19 protein-coding genes and 2 pseudogenes are annotated in these 23962 nt (G+C 48.7%); 11 read left to right on the forward strand and 10 right to left on the reverse strand.

Features of this window, described 5'->3' with window-relative positions; genetic code table 11:
* Positions 1-109 precede the first annotated feature (109 nt).
* The 5 genes and pseudogenes from NIES2104_RS03390 to NIES2104_RS30670 all read right to left on the reverse strand — a co-directional run.
* Positions 110-1183: an SGNH/GDSL hydrolase family protein gene (locus tag NIES2104_RS03390; RefSeq protein ID WP_058995749.1), complete on the reverse strand. Its 1074-nt coding sequence runs from the start codon at positions 1181-1183 to the stop codon at positions 110-112.
* A gap of 415 nt (positions 1184-1598) precedes the next feature.
* On the reverse strand, positions 1599-3107 hold the full coding sequence (locus NIES2104_RS03395; protein ID WP_059001543.1) for an NAD(P)/FAD-dependent oxidoreductase: 1509 nt from the start codon (positions 3105-3107) through the stop codon (positions 1599-1601).
* Positions 3108-3294: 187 nt separating this feature from the next.
* Positions 3295-4332 (reverse strand): alpha/beta hydrolase, encoded by a 1038-nt coding sequence (locus NIES2104_RS03400; protein ID WP_058995750.1) that lies wholly within the window; start codon positions 4330-4332, stop codon positions 3295-3297.
* Positions 4333-4500: 168 nt separating this feature from the next.
* Positions 4501-6453, reverse strand: a complete 1953-nt coding sequence (locus NIES2104_RS32625; protein WP_202815029.1) for a ScyD/ScyE family protein — start codon at positions 6451-6453, stop codon at positions 4501-4503.
* A gap of 149 nt (positions 6454-6602) precedes the next feature.
* Positions 6603-6701: pseudogene (locus NIES2104_RS30670) on the reverse strand (IS1 family transposase); the annotation flags it as partial.
* Positions 6702-6861: 160 nt separating this feature from the next.
* Between NIES2104_RS30670 and NIES2104_RS03410 the strand changes: the two are divergent.
* The 3 genes from NIES2104_RS03410 (at position 6862) to NIES2104_RS03420 (ending at position 8400) form a co-directional block, all read left to right on the forward strand.
* Positions 6862-7389 (forward strand): hypothetical protein, encoded by a 528-nt coding sequence (locus NIES2104_RS03410; protein WP_058995752.1) that lies wholly within the window; start codon positions 6862-6864, stop codon positions 7387-7389.
* Between the two features lie 161 nt (positions 7390-7550).
* Complete coding sequence (locus NIES2104_RS03415; RefSeq protein WP_058995754.1) at positions 7551-7898, forward strand: transposase; 348 nt, start codon at positions 7551-7553, stop codon at positions 7896-7898.
* A gap of 142 nt (positions 7899-8040) precedes the next feature.
* Positions 8041-8400: a transposase gene (locus tag NIES2104_RS03420; RefSeq protein ID WP_263970901.1), complete on the forward strand. Its 360-nt coding sequence runs from the start codon at positions 8041-8043 to the stop codon at positions 8398-8400.
* A gap of 7 nt (positions 8401-8407) precedes the next feature.
* On the opposite strand, the gene NIES2104_RS03425 is transcribed toward NIES2104_RS03420, so the two are convergent.
* Entirely contained in the window at positions 8408-8689 is a 282-nt protein-coding gene (locus NIES2104_RS03425; RefSeq protein ID WP_072218016.1) for a RidA family protein, read from the reverse strand.
* A 407-nt stretch (positions 8690-9096) separates the two neighbouring features.
* Here NIES2104_RS03425 and NIES2104_RS03430 point away from each other — a divergent pair, with 407 nt between their 5' ends.
* Positions 9097-10248: an FAD-dependent monooxygenase gene (locus NIES2104_RS03430; RefSeq protein ID WP_058995756.1), complete on the forward strand. Its 1152-nt coding sequence runs from the start codon at positions 9097-9099 to the stop codon at positions 10246-10248.
* A 349-nt stretch (positions 10249-10597) separates the two neighbouring features.
* Here NIES2104_RS03430 and NIES2104_RS32185 read toward each other — a convergent pair whose 3' ends face one another.
* Positions 10598-10747, reverse strand: coding sequence for a hypothetical protein (locus NIES2104_RS32185; protein WP_192843553.1), 150 nt, complete (start codon positions 10745-10747; stop codon positions 10598-10600).
* A gap of 143 nt (positions 10748-10890) precedes the next feature.
* Here NIES2104_RS32185 and NIES2104_RS03435 point away from each other — a divergent pair, with 143 nt between their 5' ends.
* The 6 genes and pseudogenes from NIES2104_RS03435 (at position 10891) to NIES2104_RS03455 (ending at position 14114) form a co-directional block, all read left to right on the forward strand.
* The gene (locus NIES2104_RS03435; RefSeq protein WP_058995758.1) at positions 10891-11112 is read left to right on the forward strand and encodes a DUF4278 domain-containing protein; all 222 of its coding nucleotides are present in this window, start codon (positions 10891-10893) and stop codon (positions 11110-11112) included.
* Positions 11113-11281: 169 nt separating this feature from the next.
* Entirely contained in the window at positions 11282-12043 is a 762-nt protein-coding gene (locus NIES2104_RS03440) for a condensation domain-containing protein (RefSeq protein ID WP_072218017.1), read from the forward strand.
* Positions 12027-12497: a hypothetical protein gene (locus tag NIES2104_RS03445; RefSeq protein WP_058995762.1), complete on the forward strand. Its 471-nt coding sequence runs from the start codon at positions 12027-12029 to the stop codon at positions 12495-12497. The genes NIES2104_RS03440 and NIES2104_RS03445 overlap by 17 nt, the downstream gene beginning before the upstream one ends.
* A 42-nt stretch (positions 12498-12539) precedes the next feature.
* Positions 12540-12995, forward strand: a complete 456-nt coding sequence (locus NIES2104_RS32875; protein ID WP_072218018.1) for a winged helix-turn-helix domain-containing protein — start codon at positions 12540-12542, stop codon at positions 12993-12995.
* A 99-nt stretch (positions 12996-13094) separates the two neighbouring features.
* A pseudogene (locus NIES2104_RS32880) lies at positions 13095-13576 on the forward strand (transposase).
* 43 nt (positions 13577-13619) lie between these two features.
* Positions 13620-14114 carry a hypothetical protein gene (locus NIES2104_RS03455; RefSeq protein ID WP_058995764.1) on the forward strand — a complete coding sequence of 165 codons (495 nt, stop codon included), beginning with the start codon at positions 13620-13622 and terminating at the stop codon, positions 14112-14114.
* Between the two features lie 87 nt (positions 14115-14201).
* Here the strand turns inward: NIES2104_RS03455 and NIES2104_RS03460 are convergent, their stop codons facing one another.
* From NIES2104_RS03460 to NIES2104_RS03470, 3 genes are read right to left on the reverse strand one after another with little or no spacing between them, the layout of a single operon-like run.
* Positions 14202-15920: a ShlB/FhaC/HecB family hemolysin secretion/activation protein gene (locus NIES2104_RS03460; RefSeq protein WP_225895200.1), complete on the reverse strand. Its 1719-nt coding sequence runs from the start codon at positions 15918-15920 to the stop codon at positions 14202-14204.
* A gap of 34 nt (positions 15921-15954) precedes the next feature.
* The gene (locus tag NIES2104_RS03465) at positions 15955-18381 is read right to left on the reverse strand and encodes a filamentous hemagglutinin N-terminal domain-containing protein (protein ID WP_058995767.1); all 2427 of its coding nucleotides are present in this window, start codon (positions 18379-18381) and stop codon (positions 15955-15957) included.
* 43 nt (positions 18382-18424) lie between these two features.
* The gene (locus tag NIES2104_RS03470) at positions 18425-21046 is read right to left on the reverse strand and encodes a filamentous hemagglutinin N-terminal domain-containing protein (protein WP_058995770.1); all 2622 of its coding nucleotides are present in this window, start codon (positions 21044-21046) and stop codon (positions 18425-18427) included.
* Between the two features lie 183 nt (positions 21047-21229).
* Here NIES2104_RS03470 and NIES2104_RS03475 point away from each other — a divergent pair, with 183 nt between their 5' ends.
* On the forward strand, positions 21230-23845 hold the full coding sequence (locus tag NIES2104_RS03475) for a CHAT domain-containing protein (protein WP_058995772.1): 2616 nt from the start codon (positions 21230-21232) through the stop codon (positions 23843-23845).
* Positions 23846-23962: the final 117 nt, after the last annotated feature.

Below are 23962 nucleotides of genomic sequence, written 5' to 3' on the forward strand. Positions count from 1 at the left end.
CTGCGTTAGTTCTTGAACCCGTAAAATACAATTCAGGCTGGAGTGGCATTTTCATGTTGGGCAGCATAGTATCCATTCGCCCAGACTTTGCAACGCGCTTTCTAGTTCGTCAAACGGATAAGGGAGACCTCGCTGCAAGGGTGATGGGAGCTTCAAACAGGTTAGAGGAGTTAAAGACTTCATGACCCGTTGGACGGCGAGCGGCAGAAATCGCAGTTTCGATCGTTTCCGCAACTAATTGATGACCTTGGGTTGTAGGATGCACGTCATCCCACCAGAGATAGCCTGCTGGATTAGCTGGATTGGTCTGTGTAATCAGGCGATCGCTGATGTTCGAGAAGCCAAACTCTGCGGGCGCAGCCGCAATCCGTTGTCCTAGACCAAATAAATCGACTTCGATTAAATCGATGCCTAGGGTTTGCTCTAGCTGATCGATGCCTTGATCCAGCGCTTGATTGAACCCGATTGTGGCTTGAGTCGCTAGATCTGAAAGTCCGCGATCGCGGACTAGAGGTGTCAACCCAAAATTAAGCTGGTTCGGCACCACAATCTGTCTCGCACCTAAGTTGAAGAGCGTTGTGATTGCTGTTGAAAGGTTTGTAACCGCTTGCTGAATGACTGAGGGCGCATCTTGGGGGCGCTCGGCGATTTGGAGAAAATCATTGCCACCTGCCCAAACAATGTAAAGCGCCTTGGGATTCGCGCCGGATGAACCAACTTGAGTGCTGTAGGTATCGATTTCGGTGAGCAGTCCCGGCAAAGATTGATTGCCGATCTGGGTGCTATTGATATTCTCTCGTCCCGTCGTTGCTCCCCCAACCGCAAAGTTCTTCACATTTTTCTCTTTTATGCCTAATTCAGGAGCCAGAAAATCAACCCAGATTGGACCGTTGGAGAAGCGCCCCTCAAAATAGGGCGGACTAGGCGGAAAAACTTGACCCGTGAGGTTGAAGATTGTGCCAGTATCAGAAAAGCTATCTCCAAAGACCACTAATTCCTTGAAAGGCTTGGGAGGGCAATGACCCAATTTGAAGTTACTAAAATCAAGGTCTAGCGTAGTTGGCTTGCCGTTGTTGTCGAAGTTTAGGTTTAAGCCTTGAGAATTGATAGAACCCTGTAGTGTGTAAGTCTTTTGAGTTTGACCAAAATCTAGCGTCAGGTCAATCTTAATTGGTTCTGTCATAGTAATGCCATCCTTCAGAAGCTTTTAGGGTAAATGTACAGAAAACTCATTGCTCGGCACTTCTGGCGCGATCGCATTTATTTGTAATCTGCGCGGAGATTTGCATACACGCCGAGCGCACTGTGAGCGCAATCGCATCCCCTGAACCCGATAGGTGCGATCGTAAAACCAAACCTCTGTCTCCTCAATAGCAAATGTAGATTGCTGTATCCTGATGCAGCCTGTGCTAGAGCTTTATTACCTAATTAGAGTGTTGGAGGCTACTCCGATTGAAGTCTCTCCTGATAAGAGAGGTTAGTGTCTTACAGTACTATAGCCGCTTAAATTTGTCTATTGTCAAACAACGAAGTGCAGCAATAAAGCTGCCGAATTCGGCAGCTTGGAAAAGTGCAGCATCAGAACTAGCCTTCTCGAATCAGTGCTGTAGAAGCAGCACTACAATTCCCAAAAGTCCAATGAAACCCATCCAACTCATTCCAGAGAGAATGCGGGACGTGCGCTGCTCGCCCAACCACAGATCTCGGTACGAATATTGAGGATCGCGAACCGAAAACGCGATCGGGGGACTGATAAAAGGCAACAATTTGCTCAACCCTAAGCGGATCACAGAACCCATAAACCAAAGTTTTGTTCGCAGTGGAGCCTGATTATATTGCCAGGGAGCCGCAATTTGAACTAGGCGAACCAGCCCTTCAACATCCGGCGATCGCTCGGCTTCGTAGACGGGGAGTGATCGCGCCAAATCATCCTCGTGTTCTGACAGGACTTGATGCAAAACATACACATCCTCTAAGGCAGAATTGACACCCTGCCCAATATCAGGCGGAAAGCAGTGAGCCGCATCCCCTAGAAGCAGAACGCCTGACATAGACTGATCATGCCGTTTTGACGGGCAAGGTAAAAGATAATGGAGTCCAGAACAAAATTGAGGGATTGGGAATGTTCCCCCTTCGCTTTCGGCAAATCGATCAGCTTCTTGCGGCGCAATGAACTGACGGAGTGGGAGTTGAGGAAAAGCAGATTCGAGAAAATTCAGGACTTCTTCGCCTGTTTTCAACTGCCAAAGTTGGTGATCTGCCCAATTGATCAACATGGCAGGTCGGGGCACATCTTGATCTTTAATCGGCAGTAATCCCAGTGACAGAGCACGTCTGCGCTCTCGAAATTTCCCACGAATGCCATAGGACTGAGTAGACACGGCGTGATTTTTTGCTTCCGCATCTAGGGGAAAGTTTGGCGGTAGGCGTAATGCTTTGTATCGTAAGCCAGAACTGGGTGAAGGGAGTTGCTCAACTTCAAATTTGCCAGAATGATCCCAGGTATTCAGGGTTGAACGAACGATCGATTGAATCCCGTCACATCCAATCAGCAGCGTTGGCTGAAATCGTTCTGGCACAGAAGAATTCTCAGATTCAACAACTACTTCTAGCGTTTCTACAGTATCTTCGATTGTTTTGTTAATCGCAACACAGCGGCGATTGAATAACACTGTAATCTGGTGTGCCCAATGGTGTTCGATTTCTTGATACAGTAACTGCAAAAAAGCGCTGCGGAATAACCAGTAGGCGGGTTTTGGATCGTTGAAAGACTGCTTGATTGTTTTGCGATCGCCATTTGGCTGGATACGAGTGATCTGAAATTCTGATGCCGGAACACCAATCTTTGATAGCAGATCAGTCAAACCGAGCAAGTCTGTAAGTTGCTGACCGCGAGCATCGATTAAGTAGTTAAATGACTTGTCTGGCTCATAGTCATTTGCTGCCCTTCGTCTTTCTAAAACAGTGATTTCAGTCCAGCCTCTTTTTGCTAACATGAGCGCAGTTGCGAGTCCTGCGGGTCCACCTCCGACAATGAGAACATTTCGACGCGAGGCAGGACACTGTGGCGGCTGTTGATGAATGTTGGTGGTGGTAAAACGGCTCATGCGATCTCCATCTATCACAATACTTTTTGAATGTCTGCTTCCAAAGGAACTATCACACTGAAGTTTGACGGCTAACATCCCTATTTGGGTCGAGGTTGCTACTTTGTTGTAAACATAATTGAACACACTCTCATTCTTATGACCTGGAAAACTGTCTTTTCGTTTATCCATCTTCAGCGCGGCAGTGTCAGCGTACCGATGTGACATTCACATTTGGATCTAAATCACCACCTGTTTTGTACACATAATCGAATGCCCTTTGATCGCCCAGTAAGTGCGATCGCAAAAACAAACCACTCCAGCGCCCGATTGCTCCGTTTGCAGTGGTTTGATCCAATATTGGACGACTGGGATCGCGATCGCTATCTTGATTCGTAATGCCATAGTGATTTGCCCCTTCAACCGTGATCAACGCTTTGGGTGGGTCTTGAATTTTCACATAGGTGGATGCGACTTCACCTAGATCAGCAACGCTATCGAGCGTTCCTGCAATCAAACCAGTGGGAATATCTTGATTATCGATGGCTGGAAACACACCACTATTGGGAGGCGTTTGGAAACTTGCCCCATAGAAGATTCCCGCCTTCAGTTCTATCGGTCGAGTATAGTTCCCAGAAGACACAGCCGGATCATTAATATTTTGAATCGCAGCGAGTCCTGCGTAGCCACCCAGCGAATGCCCCAACACGCCGAGCTTGCTTGTGTCTACAATTTCAAAAATGGGTGAACTTGCATCTGCATCTTCTAGCTTCATTTGAGCTAAGACATCATTGACTTGATCTGAATCGGCAAGAAGTCCTGTGAAGGGTTGTCCGTCGGGTCCAGTTAAGGTTCGTTCATTATTCGGAACCACTACGACAAATCCATAGCTTGCGACTTCTTTTGCATAGTTAGAATAGTCTGCTTTATCAACGAGACCCCCTTGAAGCATCAGCGCGATCGGCAATTGATCCTCAGTTGGGTTTGGTAGCACGGGATAATAGACATCGGCTGGGTCGCCGTCAGCTACGATCGTCGTCGTATAGCATTTCACTTGGTCATAGATCGGATTCGGATCGAAGGGTTTCTCGTGACTCGATCGCAGAATTTCTCCCTGTCCAGCATCGAAGCCTTTGTTGGAAATGTAAATGTCACCCTCAGCGCCAAGTTCTAACTTTGTTGGATTTAATAGCGCGTCTGTGAGGGTGAGGCACGTTCTGCTCGATGACGCAGCTGTCTCAGTCATGACCTTTTTCCTTGTATTTAGTGTGTCTAATTGCCAAATTAACGAGGCTTCCTATCTGCATTGGGTGCCATCGTCAGCGGTTTATGCAAAAATTACGGAAGCGTTTGCTTTTAGAACAGAATGATCGGTTGGAGAAGTAGAAGTGAGATCGAGTTCTAAAAATTGTTGTCAGCGTACCGATGTGACATTCACATTTGGATCTAAATCACCCGCTGTTTTGTACACATAATCGAATGCCCTTTGATCGCCTAGTAAATGCGATCGTAAAAATAATCCGCTCCAACGCCCGATCGCTCCAGTTGCAGTAGCCTGGTCTAATGTGGGACGACTGGGATCGCGATCGTTATCTTGATTCGCAATGCCGTAGAAATTCGCCCCTTCGACCGTGATCAAGGCTTTGGGTGGATCTTGAACTTTCACGAAGGTAGATGCCACTTCACCCAGGTCATTGATGCTATCACGCGTTCCGGCAATCAAGCCGACTGGAATATCTTGATTCTCGATCGTTGGAAATATCCCACTATTGGCACCTGCCTGGAAGCTAGTTCCGTAGAAAATGCCCGCTTTAAGTTCAGGCGGTCGAGTATAGTCCTTGGTCGAGGCAGACCGAACAATGTTTTGAATCGCAGCTAATCCAACAAAGCCGCCAAGCCCGTGCCCTAAAAGTCCTAGCTTTGTCGTATCTGCAATTTCAAAGATCGGTGAAGTCGTATCCGAATCTTCGAGTTTGATTTGAGCGAGCACTTCATTGACTTGCTGCTCCTCTGGCAGAAGCCCTGAAAGGGTTTGTCCATCCGGTGTGGTTAGCGTGCGCTGATTATTGGTAACAACCACGACAAACCCGTAGCTTGCGACTTCTTTCGCGTAGTTAGAATAGTCTGCTTTATCCACAAACGCTTCCTGAAGCATCAGCGCGATCGGTAATTGATCGGCAGTTGTGTTCGGCAACACAGGATAGTAAACATCGGCTATATCGCCATCGGCTGCGATTGTCGTTGTATAGCGTTTCACTTGGTCATAGATCGGACTCGGGTCGAAGGGTTTCTCTTGACTCAAGCGCAGAATCTCCCCTTGCCCAGCATCGAAGCCTTTGTTGGAAATGTAAATGTCACCCTCAGCGCCAATCTCTAACCCCGTTGGATTTAACAGCGCGTCTGTGATTGTGGTACGCGTTTTGCCATCGGGAGACACATAAATCAAAGCACCTGCCTCATTGCCAGTCAAAATGCCATCTGCATCATACTCCAGCACATACAAGCCACCCGCCTTGTCAAAGGCAAGATCCACAATATTCGTAAATCCACCTGCGTAGATTTCTGGCTGTCCTGCTGCGTTGAGTCGGTAGATTTGTGCGGCTCCTGCTTGCAGCGGATAACCTGTCAGTTCACTCACATAAAAAGCACCATCGGGACCCAGGGTGATCGCTGTCGGAACGGATTGTTGAGTGATCGTTTGACCGGTGCGTGGATCGATCGCGCTGCGACTGGGAAAGACCGTTTCTAGTAATATTTCATGACTAAAAGCACGTTGACTCAGTAAATTGTTTCCCCCAGCATCAATCACATAGACCGTGTTATCCTCGATCAGCAAATCGAAGGGATTCGTATTGGGGGATTGCCCGTCGGGATCGTTATTGAGTTCATACGTGCCAAAATCGATTAACCGAGTCCAGGACGAACCGCCATCGAACTTGTCGATCGCAATTAACTGAGCAAAATCAGGGACTTGGATAAGGCTGTCTCGATTCGCCGGATTGCTGGCGAGACCAAGAAGTGCATAGGCATTTCCAGCGGCATCAAAATCAATGTCGTTTACCCCCATTGCATCTGACCCATCGGATAATGCTAGCGAGGGCAGTCCAGTCACAACCCGTTCGACCACCCCATCTTGAATGCGGGTAATGGCACCTGTTGCACCATAAGATAACACTGCACCCGGTATGTTAGGCGACGGAATACTGGCTCCTGGTCCACCTCGACCGGATTCGGCAACATAAAGCGCCCCATCTGGACCGAAACTCAGTTTGCGTGGACCATCCAGACCGCTCGCTAAAACCTCAATTCTGAGTTTCTGAGGAGTTTCTACTGTTTCAGAATCCAAAGACGCAACTGTTTCAGTCATGACCTTTTTCCTTGTATTTAGGGTGTCTAATTGCCAAATTAACGAGGCTTCCTATCTACAGTGGGTGTTGTCATGATCGATTTATGCAAGAATTGCTGAGTGAAACTTAATTTTGCCGTCGTGTTTTAGACGTGTGGATGTGCGGTTATCTATATCTCTCGTCCAAATTCATATCGGTTGATGAACAATCCAATCACCGCATCGTGCATCTCCTCGCTCTTAGAAAAACAAATCGTTCTTCTGCCTAATTCGCACGTCTAAAACACTACCCTTATCTCCGTTCATCGCAATACTTTTTGAGTGGCGACTTCCGAACGAACTACTACATTGAAGTTTGATGAGTAACATCCCCATTTGGGTCAAGTTCGCTACCTTAGGGTAGACATAGTTGAATACACTCTAATTCTTATGACTTGGAAAACCGTCCTTTTGTTTATCGCTGGTGCAACATGCTTGATACTGGTTAGCGGCTGGCTGATTGGAGCCAGTCTCCTGCCCATTCACTCACAACCTAACTACGGTGAGACAGTGCGGAACTTTGTAAAGGTTTGGATTCAGATTGCGATCGCAGTTGGACTTCTCCTCCCCAGCGTTGCTTTTGCTACTGGGTGGCGTTCCCCAGAAAGACGAACCGTTTTTGGATTTTACCTTTTAGTCCTGGTGGTGCAGATTTTAACCGAGCAGATTTGTAGTGAAATTTTTTCTCGCAGTCTGCTTGTGATTATCGGAACGATTTATACAGTGTTTCGGCTCTGGCAGCTCTGGCAAGGTCGCCAAGTGCTAGGAATGAATGCTCAAAAGAGCAACGGTTCTGCCAGGGTTGGGCAAAGTACTCATCCCATTGTTCGCGGTTTACTCTGGCTGCTGCTATTGTTTTGGGCGGTCAATCTGATTTTTCTCTTCGTCGTTGGCTGGTCAAATATTCTATCGCTTTAGCCAAGAAGAGTCGTGTCGGAATCTGTTGCTGCCAATTTTTTTGAAATTGATGCAGCAATTCTGCATAAAAGACGGTTTGACAGACACACTAACTATAGAACCCATTTGACATCTTTTTGAGAGTTGAACTAGCGTAAGGGTGGTGATTTGAAGGATTGATGATGCCTTACTCCAGCAGTCTCAGCGATGCCGAATGGGAAGTTCTTGAACCCTACTTGCGTGAAATTTTGCCGAAAAAGAAACAGACACGACCTCAGAACTGGAGTCATCGAGAACTGCTCGATGCCATGCTCTATCAACTGAAAAATGGCTGTCACTGGCAGGATTTACCGAGCGAGTTTCCGCCCTACTCGACCGTCTACTGGCATTACAAGCAATGGCGACGAGATGCAGGCGTGTTCGACCAACTGATGGAGGCGCTACAGGGTGAAGTGCGGGTACACGCGAAAAAAAAGCAGATGGACAACCCTGATGATCATCGACTCCCAAGTAGTGAAGAATACCTGTAACGCTAGCCATGCCTCGAACGGCTCCTATTTCTACAAAGCGACGAATGGCATCAAATGACATCTCGCAGTCGACAGTCTAGGCTTTCCATTTTTTACGCATTGTACTCGTGCGAATGTTTCGGATGACCAGGGGTTAATCGAGATGCTGAGCAATAACATCGACTACTTCCGGCAGAAACCTTCAGACCTAGCAAAAACCACGATCATGCTCGACCACGGCTATCATCCAGAGACGATTCAAGCAGCCCTAGAGCAAGTCTATCCAGAGATTATGACCAAGATTCAGTTTGAGGTGGCAGCGAAACTCTCAAAGTCCGACAAAGCAGCTCAAGGAAAATCGGGGTTTGTGCCGATTGCAGTGCGGTGGGTGATTGAGCGATCCAATAGTTGGGTAGATCGCTGCAAGAACCTAGTCAAGAACTTTGAATGGACGCTAGACCACGCTAGAGCAAAGCTCAACCTCTGCTTTATCCGCTTGATGGTCAAGCGATTAGCAACTTAAAAGGATGTCAAATGGGTTCTATATGTTCTCCAATTTCACCTCGGACGTACACGCGAACTTGCAATAGCTGTTCGACTGATAAACCAGCGGCGGTCAGGGCAATTTTAGGATTGTCAAGCGCCTTTCTCACTTGTCCTTCGATCGAGTCCTCTATGGTTTCATATTGATGATTCCAATCGACCTGACCCGGTACGAAAACTAGCCCCAATTCTGTCTCGACAGTAGCCTGAGACGTGCCAGATGCAGCACCATCGTACAGTTCTTCTGGATTGATTTGTTTCTTGCTCATATTGTTTTCCTGGTTGATTCAAGGAAATTTTAGCAGACACGAACAACTTCACATACTTCGTCCGAACAAGTTCCGAACTCTTTTTGCCACTTTCTTGATACGTTTGAGACTAGAGCCTTGGTGCAAAACTAACAAAGATAACCTAACACGTGAGGCAGTCCGACCCATTTCAGACCAAGCAACAGCGACAAGTGGGATCGCTCGATCTAGTGGGTTGTTTTTATGAGCGACGATGTCAAACGATCTCGCTGCATTTGATGCCGTTTTCAATGCAACCGCTTCCTTCGATCCCAATATCAGTATCATTAGCCTTAAGTAGCAAACTTGAACGCCTTTAAGCTCAGTTTCTATGGTATTTCAGACAAAAGTTAAGCAGTTTTGATCCCCATACTGAGAGAAATCATCTCATGAACATTGTGATCGTTGGCGCTGGGATTGGCGGTTTGGCAACAGCAAATGCGCTGCTCAAGCAGCGATTTAACGTGCAAGTCTACGAGCAAGCACAAGCCCTGCGAGCAATTGGTGCAGGGTTGACCTTGACCCCAAACGGACTAAACAGCCTCAATGCAGTTCAACCAGGGATTGTTGAGTCATTGATTAAAGCGGGGAGCCTAGCGCAGATGCTGATGATAAGACAGAGCACCGGAGAAACGATCGCGTCAAAACCAGTGACGACCCTACAGCAATATGGGCAACCCTTGTTAAATATTCAGTGGTCAAAGCTACAAGCCATCCTCGCCAACGCACTACCACCCGACATCATTCATCTCCAGCATCGCTGTGTCGGCTTTCAGCAGCAGAATAACAGCATTGAAGTCTTTTTTGCAGACGGAGAAACAGTCCAGGCAGACTTGCTGATTGGGGCAGACGGCGTAAATTCCGTGGTTAGGCAGGGATTAATCGGAGACGGAGCGCCGACTTATGCCGGGCGAATGTCTTGGCGTGCCGTGATTCAATATGCTCACGAGCAATTACCTCCGGACACAGGAACGATAATGACGGCTGATGGCAAAATTATTGTGCTGACGGATGTGGGTCAAGGGTACACCTTTTGGAGTGCAGGGGTGCTACAGGAAGACGATTCTGTTTGTGACCGGGCAAGCGATGTCAAGGCGCGGGTTTTAGAGCTATTCGCAGGGTGGGGAGAGCCTGTAGAAGCGATCATCAAAGCGACACCGGATGAGAGCATTGTGGAGCGCCCCATCTGCGATCGATCGCCTGTAGAGCGTTGGAGCAAAGGGAGAGTGACACTGATGGGCGATGCGGCTCATCCGGTCGTTCCCTCGCTCGGACAAGGAGCGAATACGGCGTTTGAGGATGCTTATGAACTGGCTCAGTGTTTGTCCGTTGCACCCAATATTGAAGCGGCGCTACAGACCTATGAAGCTAGTCGCATTCCTCGAACAACTGCGATTTACGATCGTAGCGCCAGCCAAGGGCGTAAATCTTATCAAGCTGCGAGTGAACGCACGTTTGCAGAACTGATGGGGACATCCGAGATGAGTCAGGACGATTTTGAAGCATGGCTCTACAGCTATAACCCTGCTACACTCGATTGAGTTTTTGACGTAGAGCTTTAATAGGCGCTGAATCAGAGTTTATCTTTCTTGCTTGTAGTTCTAGTCAAATGCTTCTGTCTAGCATCTTAAGAAAAGACCAAAGCATGATTTTTTACTTGGCTCCTCTCTTTCTATTTGTTGATTGTTTAGGAGTTTACAGATGGATTTTCAGTTAAGCTACAAACTTTTTTTATACACGGGTCTTGCTACTACCCCAGATGCTTGACATCTTCTAGTAATCAGAATTAGTGCTTTATTCAGGGATTCCTGCGCATTTTTTAAGATTGATACCGCAGTTCTGCATAAAAGACGGATTGACAGACCCACTAACTCTACAGAGATGAAAACTTCACGCATGGCATAGACTTTCTAGAGCCATGATGCAGTAGATAACAAGGAGAATCAGCAATGAGATTTGAACAGCATGAGCGATGTTTGCTGGACGAGTGGAGTTTGCTTTGGAATTGGGATCAATTTCTTGATCTAGAGGCAGTCTCATCGCGCGATTGCTGGAATTACCAACAGTGCAACTCAAATGTTACACAAAGTTCATAACTAAGCAGTGCAGGACAAGCAATCCTTTAGAACATCGCGAAGCAAGTCGTAAATTGGCAACACTAGCAATTTCTTAAGAGGTATTTTATGCAACTCAAGTATCGCGGCACAAGTTACGATCCCAACGCGCTCGAAGCTGCTAATGCTTCACCTTGCAAACCTACTCCGTACATCCTCCATTACCGAGGTGCGACCTATCAAGCTACGCCTAAGTCCGAGACTTCGGCTCAGCCCGTTCAAACTATCACCCGACAATTGATTTATCGAGGCAATACTTACTCGGTGACTCGAACCGTCGAGATCTCCTAGGCGTTTAGAATCGCGTCGCTTGGAAGTGCCGTTAGGTAGGCGTTCACGACTAGGATTGACACGAGGGTAGATATTGGGGTGTCTACCCTTCTCTAGTTCAAGCTATGTGTGATTGCTTGAGCTAACCCTTTAATCTGTGAAAGTTCAGCACTTCTTCGGGAGCTATTGAATGGAACGTTTTCTGGGTACAGAGGAACATTACTTTTGGTTACATGACCAAGTGGTGCCGAACCATTTCTGCCTCACTGCTAGGATTAGCGGCAATTTCAGATTGGAGCGACTGATGCAGTCGCTCTTTCAGGCGCAACGACAACATCCTTTACTCCGAGTGGCAATTGCAGTTGCAGAAACCGGACATCCTAAATTCGTTGAGCATATTGCTCCGATTCCTGTCCGACTGGTGCTGAGAGGGGATGAGCAAGACTGGCAGCGAGAAGTTGAAATCGAGTTGACTTGCTCCTTTGATTGGCAAACTGCGCCACTAATTCGAGTCGTATTGTTGCAATCCAAAACTGTATCTGAATTGATCGTGAGGTGTCATCATGCGATCGCAGATGGCATATCGATTGCATATCTCATTCGAGACATTATGCATGGTTTAACGTCCAAGAGTTCTGACACGAGAACCTTATTAGAAGCGCAGCCCATCGACTCATTCATTGCACTTCAAGAAGTGGTTACAGACCCTCAAGCCACCTTGCCTCGTGAGTATTCCACCAAGGTAACGAGTCGTTCCCGTCCTCATGTTAGATCCGTTCTGCTTTCTGCCGAGTTGACCCAGCAAGTGTGTGATCGCGCTCGTCAAGAGAACACAACGGTTCATGGTGCAATCAGTGCAGCATTTCTACTCGCAATGGCGCGGCAACAGGAAGGGTTGTTTAAGTGTCAATCTCCGATCGCACATCGATCGGAGATTGACACCGATCCCTGAAACGGTAGGACTCTACATCTCCTATGGCATCACTCAGCACGACCTCAAACAAAACTCATCGCTGTGGGAAATAGCGCGATCGCTCAAAGCACAACTTGAACCGACGAGGACAGCACCCCAAGTGTTTGAAATCATTCACCAGGTTCGAGGACAGCTTGCATCGTTGCCCGCTGCCGAAACGGTCTGTACGGCAACCCAAAAACCGCCTGCTTTTGACCTGGTAGTAACGAATTTAGGGCGATTACCCTTTGAACAGCAATTTGGCTCACTCCGACTTGAAGCAATCTATGGTCCAGCCGTGCTGAATGGGATGGAACCTGAACGACTTGTAGGAGTAGCAACCTTGGGCAACCGACTGTCAATCACAGTCACGAATCCTTCGATCACGACTTCAGCACAAGCAGCGAGTGCAAGTTTGGAAGAGGCTTTAGATTTGCTATTAACCTGGCAATAGAAGAGAATGCAGAAAATAGGAGAAAATTGCTAGAATCGAGACATGAAGAAACCGGATGCTCGACTGCTGAATCCAACCACGCAAAACTATCTGATACAACAAGCGATTCGACTGCGGCAACAAGGTAAACGGATCATCGACATTGCTGCTTTTTTGGGTGTCCATCGCAACACCATTACCGACTGGTGGAGAGACTATCAGACCCATGGTGAAGCGGGACTCGAACAACAGCACCGGGGGGCGAAGTATGGCGAGGGGCGGACGCTAGACCAGGAGCAAGAAACCCAAGTGCAAGCAAAGATGCTAGAGCATTTTCCAGAGGAGTTAGGGATTGATAGCGCCTTGTGGACGCGGCGAGCGGTACAGAGCCTGATGGAGCAAGAATTTGGGATTGTGATGCCGATTCGGACGGTGGGCGAGTATCTCAAACGCTGGGGATACACACCGCAAAAACCGTTGAAACGAGCGTATGAACAAGACCCAAAAGCCGTGCAGTAGTGGCTCGATGTTACCTATCCAGCGGTTGTTGCGCGTGCCGAATCGGAAGGAGCAGAGATCGCTTGGGGCGATGAATCGGGCTTGCGAAGTGATGCGGCAGTGGGACGAGGCTATGCTCCGAAAGGACAGACTCCCGAAACCAATTTGAGTCAGAAGAAGCGACACCGAATCAATTTCATTGCCAGTGTGAGCAATCAGGGCTTAGTGCGGTTCATGTTGTATGCCGGGAAACTTGATGCTTTGGTGTTCATCATATTTCTAGAGCGTCTGATCAAAGCACAACGCGCAAGTTGTATTGGATTGTGGATAATCATCCAGTGCATCATGCCCAAGCGGTTCAACAGTGGTTATCTCAGCATCAATCCAAGATTGAGTTGGTGTTTTTGCCATCGTACTCTCCGCAGTTAAATCCGGTCGAGTATCTCAATGGCGATGTGAAGCAGGGTGTTCACTCGAAGGCTCCGAGTCGCAGTTCTGCACAACTCCATCAGCGGTTACGGAGTCATCTCCATAAGCTGCAAAAGTTACCTGCAAGAGTCAGAAGCTACTTTCAGCATCCTGATATTGCTTATGCTGCCTAGCCTAATGCCCTCTCAATCATTGCCGGGTTAATAGTTTACGGAAATGACGAAAACTGATGTTGTCATTGGTAGTGCTGGCAACGATCGAGTATTTGGTGATGCTGGTGATGATCTTTTGTTTGGAGTGACACCCAATTCCCCTCAAGGATTAGGACGAGGAGAGATCGACTTTCTAACAGGGGGTTCAGGTAGAGATACCTTTGCCTTAGCTGGAAGCATTGCAGGGGAGACGCAAGCTGTTTTATATGATGACGGAGACCCTTCCAGTGCTGGCATCGGCGACTATGGTGTGATCGCAGATTTCCAGAGTAATGATGTTATTCAACTGATCGGTGAAGCAAGTCGTTATTCTCTGGGTAGTGCTCCGCAGGGTGTACCGTCTGGAACTGGCGTTTTTCTCAACGATAGTGCAACCCCAGAACTGATCGGGATTGTAGCAGGGGTTTCACCTGGTGATCTCAGTCTGACTGACCCGACTCAATTTACATTCTCAGCGCAAACCTCTATCAATTTTGAATCAGGAGCAGCACTAGTCTAATCGCAAATTGATGGTGCAAACTTCGATGTGGTTCTATTGCAAAAATGTTTTTGCAATAGAACCACCTTTTCAACATGACATCTCACGTTAAAACGGCTGATACCGAATGGAGAAGTAGAAGCCATTATCTTGCAAGGAGTTGCCGCGATCTCGAACCGAAATCAGAGGAATTCCATAATCTAAGCGCAACGACAAATCAGGCGTGATTAACCAACGCAACCCCAGTCCCAGACTTGCAAGCGTTGCCGGATCAGGATCAGTTTCTCGATTATTCCAAACGGTTCCCACTTCCACAAACGGCACTAATTGCAACACACTGGGATCGGCGGTGAGCGGAATCCTAGCTTCAACGGAACCGAGAACGCCATTATCCGCCACCAGTTGGTTCTGTCGGTAGCCCCGAATGGTATCAACACCACCGAGACTAAACCGTTCTAGTGATAGCAAAGAATCGGGGGTCAGTTGGGCATCGATTCGCGTGACGAGCAGATTTCTTGGAGACAACTGCTGCACCCACTGGAATTGCCCTAACCATGCAAAAAATTGCCCATCGGTTCCAGAATCATTGATGGTTGCATCAAAGGCATTAATGCCAAAACTGAATTGCGATCGCGCCGCTAATACACTTCGATTGCCACGATCGACCCAATCTTGCACAAACCGAATCACCGTCACGTTTGATTCGCCGTTTTCCGGTCCTTCGGTAAATGAAAAAGGACGGTCTTCCAGAATGTAGGTTTGACTGCGCCGCAAATCGACCCCTAAGCTTAATGCAAACTCACTCGTTGGTGTTCTGGATAGCGGTTGACGCAAGCTGAGCGAGTAGGTTTGTGTGTTGCTTCTAATGCCAAGATCTCGAAACTCGTCTTCAATGATGCGGCTGTTGCCATTGTTGTAGCTAAAGTTGAGTGTTCCATTACTCGCATTGAACGGAATTGAATAGTTGATATCGTAGAGGTTCAGTCCTTCGGTACGTCCATAGCGGGCGCTGAGACGATCGCCGAATCCCAGTAGATTATTTTGACTCAGTTCTACGCTGCCTTGAATTGAACCGAGACTGGGGGATTGATTGTTTTCGATCGCGATCGCACCCCGAAATGCAGGTGCTTCTCTCAGATTGACTCGTAAGATATTGCGTCCTGGCGTACTGCCTGCGACTAACTCGGCATTCACTTGTTCAATGAGCGGATCGAGTTGCAGGAGTTGTAAAGCTTCTTCTAAGCGACGTTGGTTTAAGGGTGTTGTAGTAGCGCGTTGGAGCCGCGATCGCACGTATCCTTGTCGTAATCGCCGCAGTCCGCCGATCTCGATGCCTTCAAGTTCGCCTTCGACAACTTGAATTTGAACAATGCCGTTACTGAGATCTTGATTGTTCGGAATGAACGCGCCAGAACTGACGTAACCATTGTTGATATAGAGTTGGACAAGTTGCGATCGCAGTTCTAGTAAGTCTTCAAACGTGACTTCGCGGTTTTGGTACTGCCGAACGAGAGCCGCAATTTCGGTTTGCAGAACCGTCGTTCCTCGCACCTCGATTGTTTTGATTCTGAAGCGATCGCTCGATCGAGGAGGCGCTTGGGGCGGTTGTTGCGGCGCGGGAATTTGTAGGTCGGGTTTGGGGGGGAGTGCTTCAGGAGGGAGAGGACGTGGCGATTCTGAAGGTCGGGGAATGGTTTGCTCAATCCTATCCGGTGCGGTTGGGGGAATGGTCACACCGGGTGGAGGTGTAGATTGAGCCATTGCATTCAGGGCAAGGCAAGCAGAAGTCGCGACGCAAGAACCAGAAATGGAAACCCACTTGAGCATTGAAGACATATTTGCGGTATTGAATCTATTGAATCTAGGGACAGTTTCGGCTCAAGACCAGCTTCCCGCTTGGAAGCCGGTAAACGCCTTGAGATTCGACAATCGGATCGCCTTTTCGCCAGGGACGACTGGAACGGGTGGGTTTGCCATCCCTCGGTAGCGTTTCGACATCGACGATCGGAAAGCTCGACGCTTGAGCCTCCCCAGGACGCTGTGGCAAGCCCCCGCTTCCGGTGATGGTGAAGCTCCCTTGAGTCACTTGATTCCGACGGACAATGCAGCTAGTTGCTAAGAGGGTGTCTGTATTGATTTGAGTGTCAGGAAGTTCAGTCAGGCTGTTTTGGATGAAGCTGACATCAGGGATAGTAATGATTCCACTCACAGCACCTGTGGCATTGACATCAACTTGATGATTGTTATCGAGAGTATTGAGATTTGTCCCAGCAGGAGCAGGACGATAATTCTCACCAAAAAAGGCGGGCGTATTGAGCGTAATATTTCCACCTCTGCCACTGCGAGCGAAGGCGAAAATGTCGCTGTCATCGAATGCAACGATCGAGTTTGCAGTGAGCGTGATATCTCCGCCGTTATCGGCACCAGAGGCGACATCAGAGCGAATATCAGAGTTGCCAAACAGTCGAATCGTTCCAGCATTGACGGTAATCGCCCCGCCAGCAGAACGACTAGAGCGCGTCTCGATCGTGCCATTAACGGCTTGTAGCCCAATGCGGGCTGTAATATCGACATTACCAGCCCTTCCATTGCCAGAGCTAGAACTAGAAATCACTGCTCCGTTTCGCACGACTAAGCGCCCCGTGTCAACCTTTAAGGTTCCGGCATCCCCGCTACCTCCATCACTTATCGTTCCATCACTTCTAGCCTCCAAGATGCTGCCATCTCCATAAAAGGCTGATCGACCGCTCACTTCGACGGACTCAGAAGCGTTAATTTGCAAGTTGCCACCCTTGCCTGTGAATAAAGTACTGGTGGATACTCTTGCCCCATCACGCACAACCAAGCGCCCCGTATTAATCCTCAAATCTCCTGCGTCTCCGATCAAACCCTCAGTAGACAAGCGACTAAAGTTAGACGTTGACTCTCCAACAACCTCGACGGATTCAGAAGCGTTAATCTGCAAGTTGCCACCCTTGCCCTCACCGTTAGCACTTGTAGTGATCAGTGATCCATCACGCACAACCAAACGCTTTGTATTGATCCTGATATCTCCCGCATCTGCGGCAAATGCAGTCGCAGATAATAAGAGGGCATTCGGATCAGTGACAGAAGATTCGCCCACTTCGATCAACTCAGAAGCATTGATCTGTAAGTTACCTCCTTTTCCTGTACCGCGAGCAATCGCGTAAGTAAGAGTTGATATCTGTCCGCCGCCGCTCATCAGCAAGCGATCGGTGTCGATCGTGATGGTTCCTCCGGTTCCCGTTCCGAAAAAATCCACCTCAGATGCCAGAAACGCTCCCCCTCTCAGGGTTGTTTCTGATGTGCGTATCCGCATCTCCCCACCATTCTGTGCGCCCAATGTGTCGGATCGAATCTTGGAGCCTTGTGTCATCTCTAACCGCGCTCCTCGAATTTGAATATCCCCACTGCCTTCGCCGCTAGCATCGATGAATGCTTCGTTGGAGAGCGCGATCGTACCAAAATTTTGTATCGTATCATACCCAAGCACAAAGCGAGAATTGCTTTGTGTTAAGCTCATACTTCCTGCACCAGCCACACTCCCAAGCTCAATTTGCCCTCCAGCAGTGGTTAGTCGTCCTCCGTCTAGTTGAACATCTCCCCCAATCAGCGCTAGGGTGCGATTCGGTCGTACCTGGAGACCGGGAGCCTGATCGAGTGAGTTTGGTTGATTAAATGAGCTTTGAGATCGCGATCGATTCACGATCGGTGAAGCCGCGATCGCATTAAACCAAAAAGCAGAAGGGCTAACGCTAAGCAAATTACTCGTCGCGGGTTGGCTGGCGTTAAAGAGTCCTGTATCCCCCAAACGAACCGCATTGGCTGTGGTTGCAAAAAACGATCCCTTCACATCCAAGCTGGCAGCAGGTCCAAAAACAATGCCGTTGGGATTGATCAAAAACAAATTTGCATCGCCCAACACGCCCAACCGTCCCAAAATCTCAGACCGATTTGCCCCCGTCACACGCGAGAGAATATTTTGAATTCCGGCTGGATTCGCAAAGTAAGCGCCGCGTCCCGCTCCAATATTGAATTGTGAAAAACTGTGGAATAAGTTAGCACCTCGAATCGCACCGCCCTCGATGCGATCGCCTTGTACCGTGGCATCGGGAGCGACTACAGACTGCTCACGACCCAGCGTGTTATCTGGCACGATTTGCGCCACACTCCTTTGACTGACTCCAACAAGTAGTGTCCCAGCAAATGCAATCCATCTTCCAATTTTCCACTGCCAGCATGGACTAAACCCGCTTTTGATGACCATAGAATCACCTCCCCAACTCGCTACAGAATCCGTGCAATCAAACCTAAAGACAGTTTCGGCTTAACACGAGTTTGCCATTCGGCAGTCGATAGACACCCTGCGGTTCGACGATCGCGTCCCCTTTTTGCCAAACCCGATGGGAAGTTAGCTCACGCCCAGGCAGAGCTTCGATCTCAACCGTTGGAAAACTAGATCCCTGTGCCTCTCCAGGGCGTTGCGGTAAGCCGCCTGTGCCTGTGATCGTGAAGCTGCCTTGTATGGGTTGATTGCGACGGACAATGCAGCTATTGGCAAGCAGGGTATTCGTGTCAATCTGATTTTCCGGCAGTTCGGTGAGGCTGTTTTGGATGAAGCTCGTGTCGGGGAGGAGAATGGCTCCTGAAGCAACAGTACCCGTGGCGTTAATATCGACTCGGTTATTGTTATCGAGGGTAGCAGGATCAGTGTTACGAGGTGTAGAACGGTAGTCTTGACCGAAGAACGCTGGAGTATTGAGAGTAATGTCACCGCCTCGACCATCACGAGCAAATGCCAGGATATCACTATCACCGAACGCGAGAATGGAGCCAGCCTCTAGGTAAATGTTGCCGCCGTTGTCTGCCCCAAAGGCAACACTACTGATGATGTCACTACTACCAAACAGGCGAATAGCACCAGCGTTGATGGTAATGGCACCTCCGGCAGAGCGATTCGTGTTTGTTTGAATCGTGCCATTATTAGCTCGTAGAGCATCTCGAACTGTGATGTCGATATTGCCTGCTGTTCCTTCTTCCCTGCTGCGGCTAGATATGACTGCCCCATCGCGCACCAGCAATTGCCCCGTGCCAATCCTCAAATTCCCTGCATTCCCACTCCCTACACTTTCAGTAAACAAGCCGCTAGGAGACTGACCATCCGCTGCTTTACCAGTCACCTCAACCGACTCAGCAGCGGTAATCTGCAAGCTGCCGCCCTTACCCGCACCGAAAGTACCGGCAGTGATTTGTGCCCCATCGCGCACCAGCAACTGCCGCGTGTCAATCCTTAAAACAGATCCTGCATCCCCACTCCCGTAACTCTGGATTGTCAAGCGACTGGGAAACTCACCATTGGCTAATTCTCCAATCACCTCAACCGATTCAGAAGCCGTAATCTGCAAGCTGCCGCCATTGCCTGCACTGAAAGTAGTCGCTGATATCTCTGCTCCACCTTGCACTAGCAACCGCCGCGTGTCAATCTTCACATCCCCTGCATTTCCACTCCCACTACTCGCAGCATACAAGCCACTGGAAAACCCACCACCGCCTGCTTCTCCAATCAATTCGACTGAATCAGCAGCGGTAATCTGCAAGCTACCGCCCTTACCTTCGCCTCTAGTGCCGGCTGCTATCTGTGCTCCACCTTGCACCAGGAACCGCCGCGTGTCAATCTTCACATCTCCTGCATCTCCACTTCTGTAGCTCAGAGCGAACAAGCCACTGACAAATCCAGGATTGGCTCCGGTACCCACCAGCTCGACTTCTTCAGAAGCCGTAATCAGCAGGCTGCTGCCCTTACCTTGACCAAAAGTACTGACTGATACCTGTGACCCATCGCGCACTAGCAACCGCCGAGTGTCAATCCTTAAGTTTCCTCCAGTTCCCGTTGCGGTGGGAGCCACATTCGCTCTTAGCACCGAACCCTCATTTATCTCTACCTCAGTTGCGCGGATCAGTACCTCGCCGCCATTTTCTGCCCCTAAAGTGTTAGACCAAATATTTGAGCCTTGTGTCATCTGCAACTGCCCGCCGCGAATCTGAACGTTACCGCCCCCAGCTCCACTGGTATCTATAACCGCCCCGTTCGATAGCAAGATGTTGCCAAACCCACTCAGCGAGTCATACCCCAGGACAAAGCCGTTCCCGCTCTGAGTCAAACTAACTTGACCCACCCCTGCCACACTGCCCAGTTCAATGCGTCCTCCAACTGCTGTGCGTCCTCCGGTTGCGGTTAGTCGTCCTCCCTCAAGCAGCACATCTCCTCCTACCAGCGCCAGAGTTCGATCGGGTCGCACCTGGAGTCCTGGAGAACCACCATTTGAATTTGGCTGACCAAAAGAACTAGGTGATTGCGATCGATTCACAATCGGCGAAGCTGCAACGGCGTTAAACCACAACGCAGAAGGACTAACGCTGAGCAAATTACTTGTAGTCGGTTGTGACGCACTAAATAATCCAGTATCTCCCAAACGCACGGCATTCGCGGTGGTGGCAAGAAACGATCCTTTGATATCTAGACTCGCGTTGGCACCAAATATAATTCCGTTGGGATTCATTAGAAATAAATTAGCATCGCCTAACACGCCTAATCGCCCTAAAATTTCAGATCGATTTGCCCCTGTGACCCGCGAAAGGATATTTTGAATTCCGGTTGGATTTGCGAAGTAAGCACCGCGTCCAGATTCGATATTGAACTGTGAAAAACTGTGAAATAAATTGGCACCTCGAATTGCACCACCGTCAATGAGATCGCTGATCACTCCCTGAATATTGACATCAGGCGCAACCGTAGAACTCTCGCTTCCCAGCGTATTATCTGGCACGATTTGAGCCGAACTGCTTTTACAGAATCCAAGCAGCAAGGTTCCTACTAGAATCGCCTGCTGTCCAGCAGCCCAGCATTGACTGAACTTCCTTCGAGTAATCATAAAAACATTTCTCCGACTATCACAGTTTGTGACTAAAGTTTCTTAACGTGTCGTTGAACGACCTCATTAAAGCCTTGATTTAATTCGTACAACTACGCCGCAAAGACTGTGACACTTTTAGATCGCAATCTTGTCAGCGATCCGTTTAAGATGCTGGTTAAGAATTTACCATAGCTAACTCTGATGAGCCGATATCGCCTTTCCTCTATTCGCCAATTCCTGCTATTTCTCGTAGGGTTTACCACTTGCTTATGGTTGAATTATGTCGCGATCGCTCAACCCGCTGATCCTATCCAGCAGGGCGTTGAGCGGTATCGAGCGGGAGATATACCAGGGTCGATCGCGGCTTGGCAAACGGCTTTAACAACCTACCAAAAGACGAACAATTTAACCGCAGAGGCGAATGTTCGGGCGAAGTTAGCGATCGCATTTCAACAACTCGGTCAATCAGGAGCCGCATTGGAACAGTGGAAAACCGCGATCGCGCTCTACCGCAGCTCAGGAGAATTCGTTCAGGTTGGGCGATTGTTAACCGAACAGGCACAAACCTACAGTCGCTTGGGACAAAATAAAGCTGCGATCGCGCTTCTGTGCGGCGCTTCTGAGACAGATCAATGTTTGAAAAGTGAAGGCAGTGCTTTACAAATTGCTCAGAAATTTAACGATCGTTCTGGAGAAGTTGCAGCTTTAGGAAGTTTGGGTGAAGCCTACCGCCTCAGAGGGGAGTACAGTAAAGCGATCAAAACATTGGAATCTAGCCTAAAAACGACCGAAGGAGTCAATTCTCTAACCTATCGTGCTGCTGTACTAAACAGTCTTGGCAATGCGTATGTCGGTCATGCCGCATTGAACGAGCAGCGGGCAGATTCTGCAAGACTCAGAGGTGCTGAAACAAAAGCCCGTGAATTTATCAGCAATGCAAATTCTGATACCAGCAAAGCCCTAGGTTACTTTAACAATAGTCTTGAGATCGCTCGTGCTCAAAATGATTTGTTAAGCCAAATGCGGACACTTCTGAATTTGGTTCAGCAGGATTCCCGCACTAAATCCGGCAATGCAGCGAATCGATTGCCAGAAGCTTTAACGCTGCTGAACAGGCTGCCGAATAGTTCTAACAAAGTGTATGCCGCGATCGATCTCGCCGAACTTCAGCAGCGAATTGCTTCTGAGAGCGCGACTTCACTTCAGGCACAATGTCCATCTCGCACCATCGACGATACACAAGCTGAGAAACTACTTCAACAAGCGGTAACGATCGCTCAATCTATTCAGGATTCTCGCGCTGGGTCTTTTGCGCTGGGAAATCTCGGTCATCTCTACGAGTGTCGCAAAGACTACGGTAAAGCTTTAGAGTTCACAAAACAGGCAAGACTCGCTGCCGATCAAAAATTACTAGCAAAAGATAGTCTCTATTTGTGGGAGTGGCAGGCAGGGCGAATTTTTAAGGCGCGATCGAACCTTGCTGAAGCAACTCAGGCGTATGAACGAGCGATCGCCACTTTGGAAGGCGAGGGCGGCATTCGAGACAATTTATTAATTGCTGAACAAGACTTGCAGTTCAACTTTCGGGATAACATTAGCCCACTTTACCGGGAGTTCGCACGATTGCGGTTTGAGCAGGCAGAATCCCTACCGATTGCAAGTTCAGGGTATCAAAAACAACTCGACTCTGCCTTGGATGCGATCGATTCTCTGAAGTTAGCCGAATTGCAAAACTACTTCGGGGATGAATGCGTCTTTGCGCTGTTTGACAAAGAGCGAGTAGATGATTTGGAACGGTCAGACACCGCTGTTTTCAGTTCGATTATTTTGGATGACCGGACTGCGATCGTGGCAAGTCTCCCGACTTCTGACAATCGTAGAATCAAGAAATTAATTTGGATTAGCGATAGCAACAAGCTAAAAGCAGACATTAAAACGTTTCGCCTGGAAATTCAGAAATTTTATGATCCGACAGATGCCTACTTAGCGCCTGCACAGAATTTGTATAACGCAATCCTGCGACCGTTTGCTGCTGATTTAGACAGCGCTAAAGTTAAAACCCTTGTGTTTATTCAAGATGGACTTTTGCGGAGTGTACCGATGGCAGCGCTGCATGATGGGCAGGGATTTCTGGTGCAGAAGTATGCGATCGCGACCACGCCCGGTCTACGCTTAACCTCTCCCAAACCGCTCAATGCTCAAGGTCTGCGAACCCTCGCGTTAGGGGTAACGCAAGCCGCAACCGTCGATGGAGAAGCGTTTAAGCCATTGGAGAATGTTGCTGATGAATTGAATCAAGTGGTGCAGCGATCGCCGGGCAGTAAGACCCTAGTGAATGAGCAGTTTACTCGTGTTCGCCTAGAGCAGGAACTCAAGCAAGCCACTTACCCAATCATTCACATTGCTACGCATGGTCAATTTGGCACGATTCCAGAAGATAGCTTCTTGGTCACGGGCAACAATCAGAAACTCACGATCACTCAGCTAGAGAACGATATTCGTCGCTTTAGTCGAGGAACGGAGCCAGTTGAATTGCTAGCACTTACGGCTTGTCAAACGGGAATTGGAGACGATCGCGCCACACTGGGAATTGCAGGCATCACAGTGCAAGCTGGAGTAAGAAGCGCCCTAGCATCACTTTGGTATGTAGACGATGCGTTTACCGAGGAACTGATTGCCCAGTTCTACGAAAACTTAAGGTCTTCCATGAGCAAGGCAGAAGCGCTTCAAGCCGCGCAGAAAACATTACTCGCTCAGAATAAAGAGATTCATCCCGCACAATGGGCATCGTTCACCCTGATTGGCAACTGGCTTTAGTGGCATCGAGGTCGCAATCTGTTTCGCGCAAACTGTGTTCGCGTTGAGGCGCAGCGTCACTCATCAGGGTTAGGTAGGGAGCGACAAATATCCGCTCCCATCGGTTGAACAAGGCTT

It is taken from the genome of Leptolyngbya sp. NIES-2104 (assembly GCF_001485215.1).
In the GTDB taxonomy this organism is placed as follows: domain Bacteria; phylum Cyanobacteriota; class Cyanobacteriia; order Leptolyngbyales; family Leptolyngbyaceae; genus Leptolyngbya.

Coding starts and splice junctions, on each gene's coding strand:
- NIES2104_RS03390 (WP_058995749.1), bottom strand. CDS start 1,183: ATGACAGAACCAATTAAGATTGACCTGACGCTAGATTTTGGTCAAACT.
- NIES2104_RS03395 (WP_059001543.1), bottom strand. CDS start 3,107: ATGAGCCGTTTTACCACCACCAACATTCATCAACAGCCGCCACAGTGT.
- NIES2104_RS03400 (WP_058995750.1), bottom strand. CDS start 4,332: ATGACTGAGACAGCTGCGTCATCGAGCAGAACGTGCCTCACCCTCACA.
- NIES2104_RS32625 (WP_202815029.1), bottom strand. CDS start 6,453: ATGACTGAAACAGTTGCGTCTTTGGATTCTGAAACAGTAGAAACTCCT.
- NIES2104_RS03410 (WP_058995752.1), top strand. CDS start 6,862: ATGACTTGGAAAACCGTCCTTTTGTTTATCGCTGGTGCAACATGCTTG.
- NIES2104_RS03415 (WP_058995754.1), top strand. CDS start 7,551: ATGCCTTACTCCAGCAGTCTCAGCGATGCCGAATGGGAAGTTCTTGAA.
- NIES2104_RS03420 (WP_263970901.1), top strand. CDS start 8,041: ATGCTGAGCAATAACATCGACTACTTCCGGCAGAAACCTTCAGACCTA.
- NIES2104_RS03425 (WP_072218016.1), bottom strand. CDS start 8,689: ATGAGCAAGAAACAAATCAATCCAGAAGAACTGTACGATGGTGCTGCA.
- NIES2104_RS03430 (WP_058995756.1), top strand. CDS start 9,097: ATGAACATTGTGATCGTTGGCGCTGGGATTGGCGGTTTGGCAACAGCA.
- NIES2104_RS32185 (WP_192843553.1), bottom strand. CDS start 10,747: ATGAGACTGCCTCTAGATCAAGAAATTGATCCCAATTCCAAAGCAAAC.
- NIES2104_RS03435 (WP_058995758.1), top strand. CDS start 10,891: ATGCAACTCAAGTATCGCGGCACAAGTTACGATCCCAACGCGCTCGAA.
- NIES2104_RS03440 (WP_072218017.1), top strand. CDS start 11,282: ATGGAACGTTTTCTGGGTACAGAGGAACATTACTTTTGGTTACATGAC.
- NIES2104_RS32875 (WP_072218018.1), top strand. CDS start 12,540: ATGAAGAAACCGGATGCTCGACTGCTGAATCCAACCACGCAAAACTAT.
- NIES2104_RS03455 (WP_058995764.1), top strand. CDS start 13,620: ATGACGAAAACTGATGTTGTCATTGGTAGTGCTGGCAACGATCGAGTA.
- NIES2104_RS03460 (WP_225895200.1), bottom strand. CDS start 15,920: ATGCTCAAGTGGGTTTCCATTTCTGGTTCTTGCGTCGCGACTTCTGCT.
- NIES2104_RS03465 (WP_058995767.1), bottom strand. CDS start 18,381: ATGGTCATCAAAAGCGGGTTTAGTCCATGCTGGCAGTGGAAAATTGGA.
- NIES2104_RS03470 (WP_058995770.1), bottom strand. CDS start 21,046: ATGATTACTCGAAGGAAGTTCAGTCAATGCTGGGCTGCTGGACAGCAG.
- NIES2104_RS03475 (WP_058995772.1), top strand. CDS start 21,230: ATGAGCCGATATCGCCTTTCCTCTATTCGCCAATTCCTGCTATTTCTC.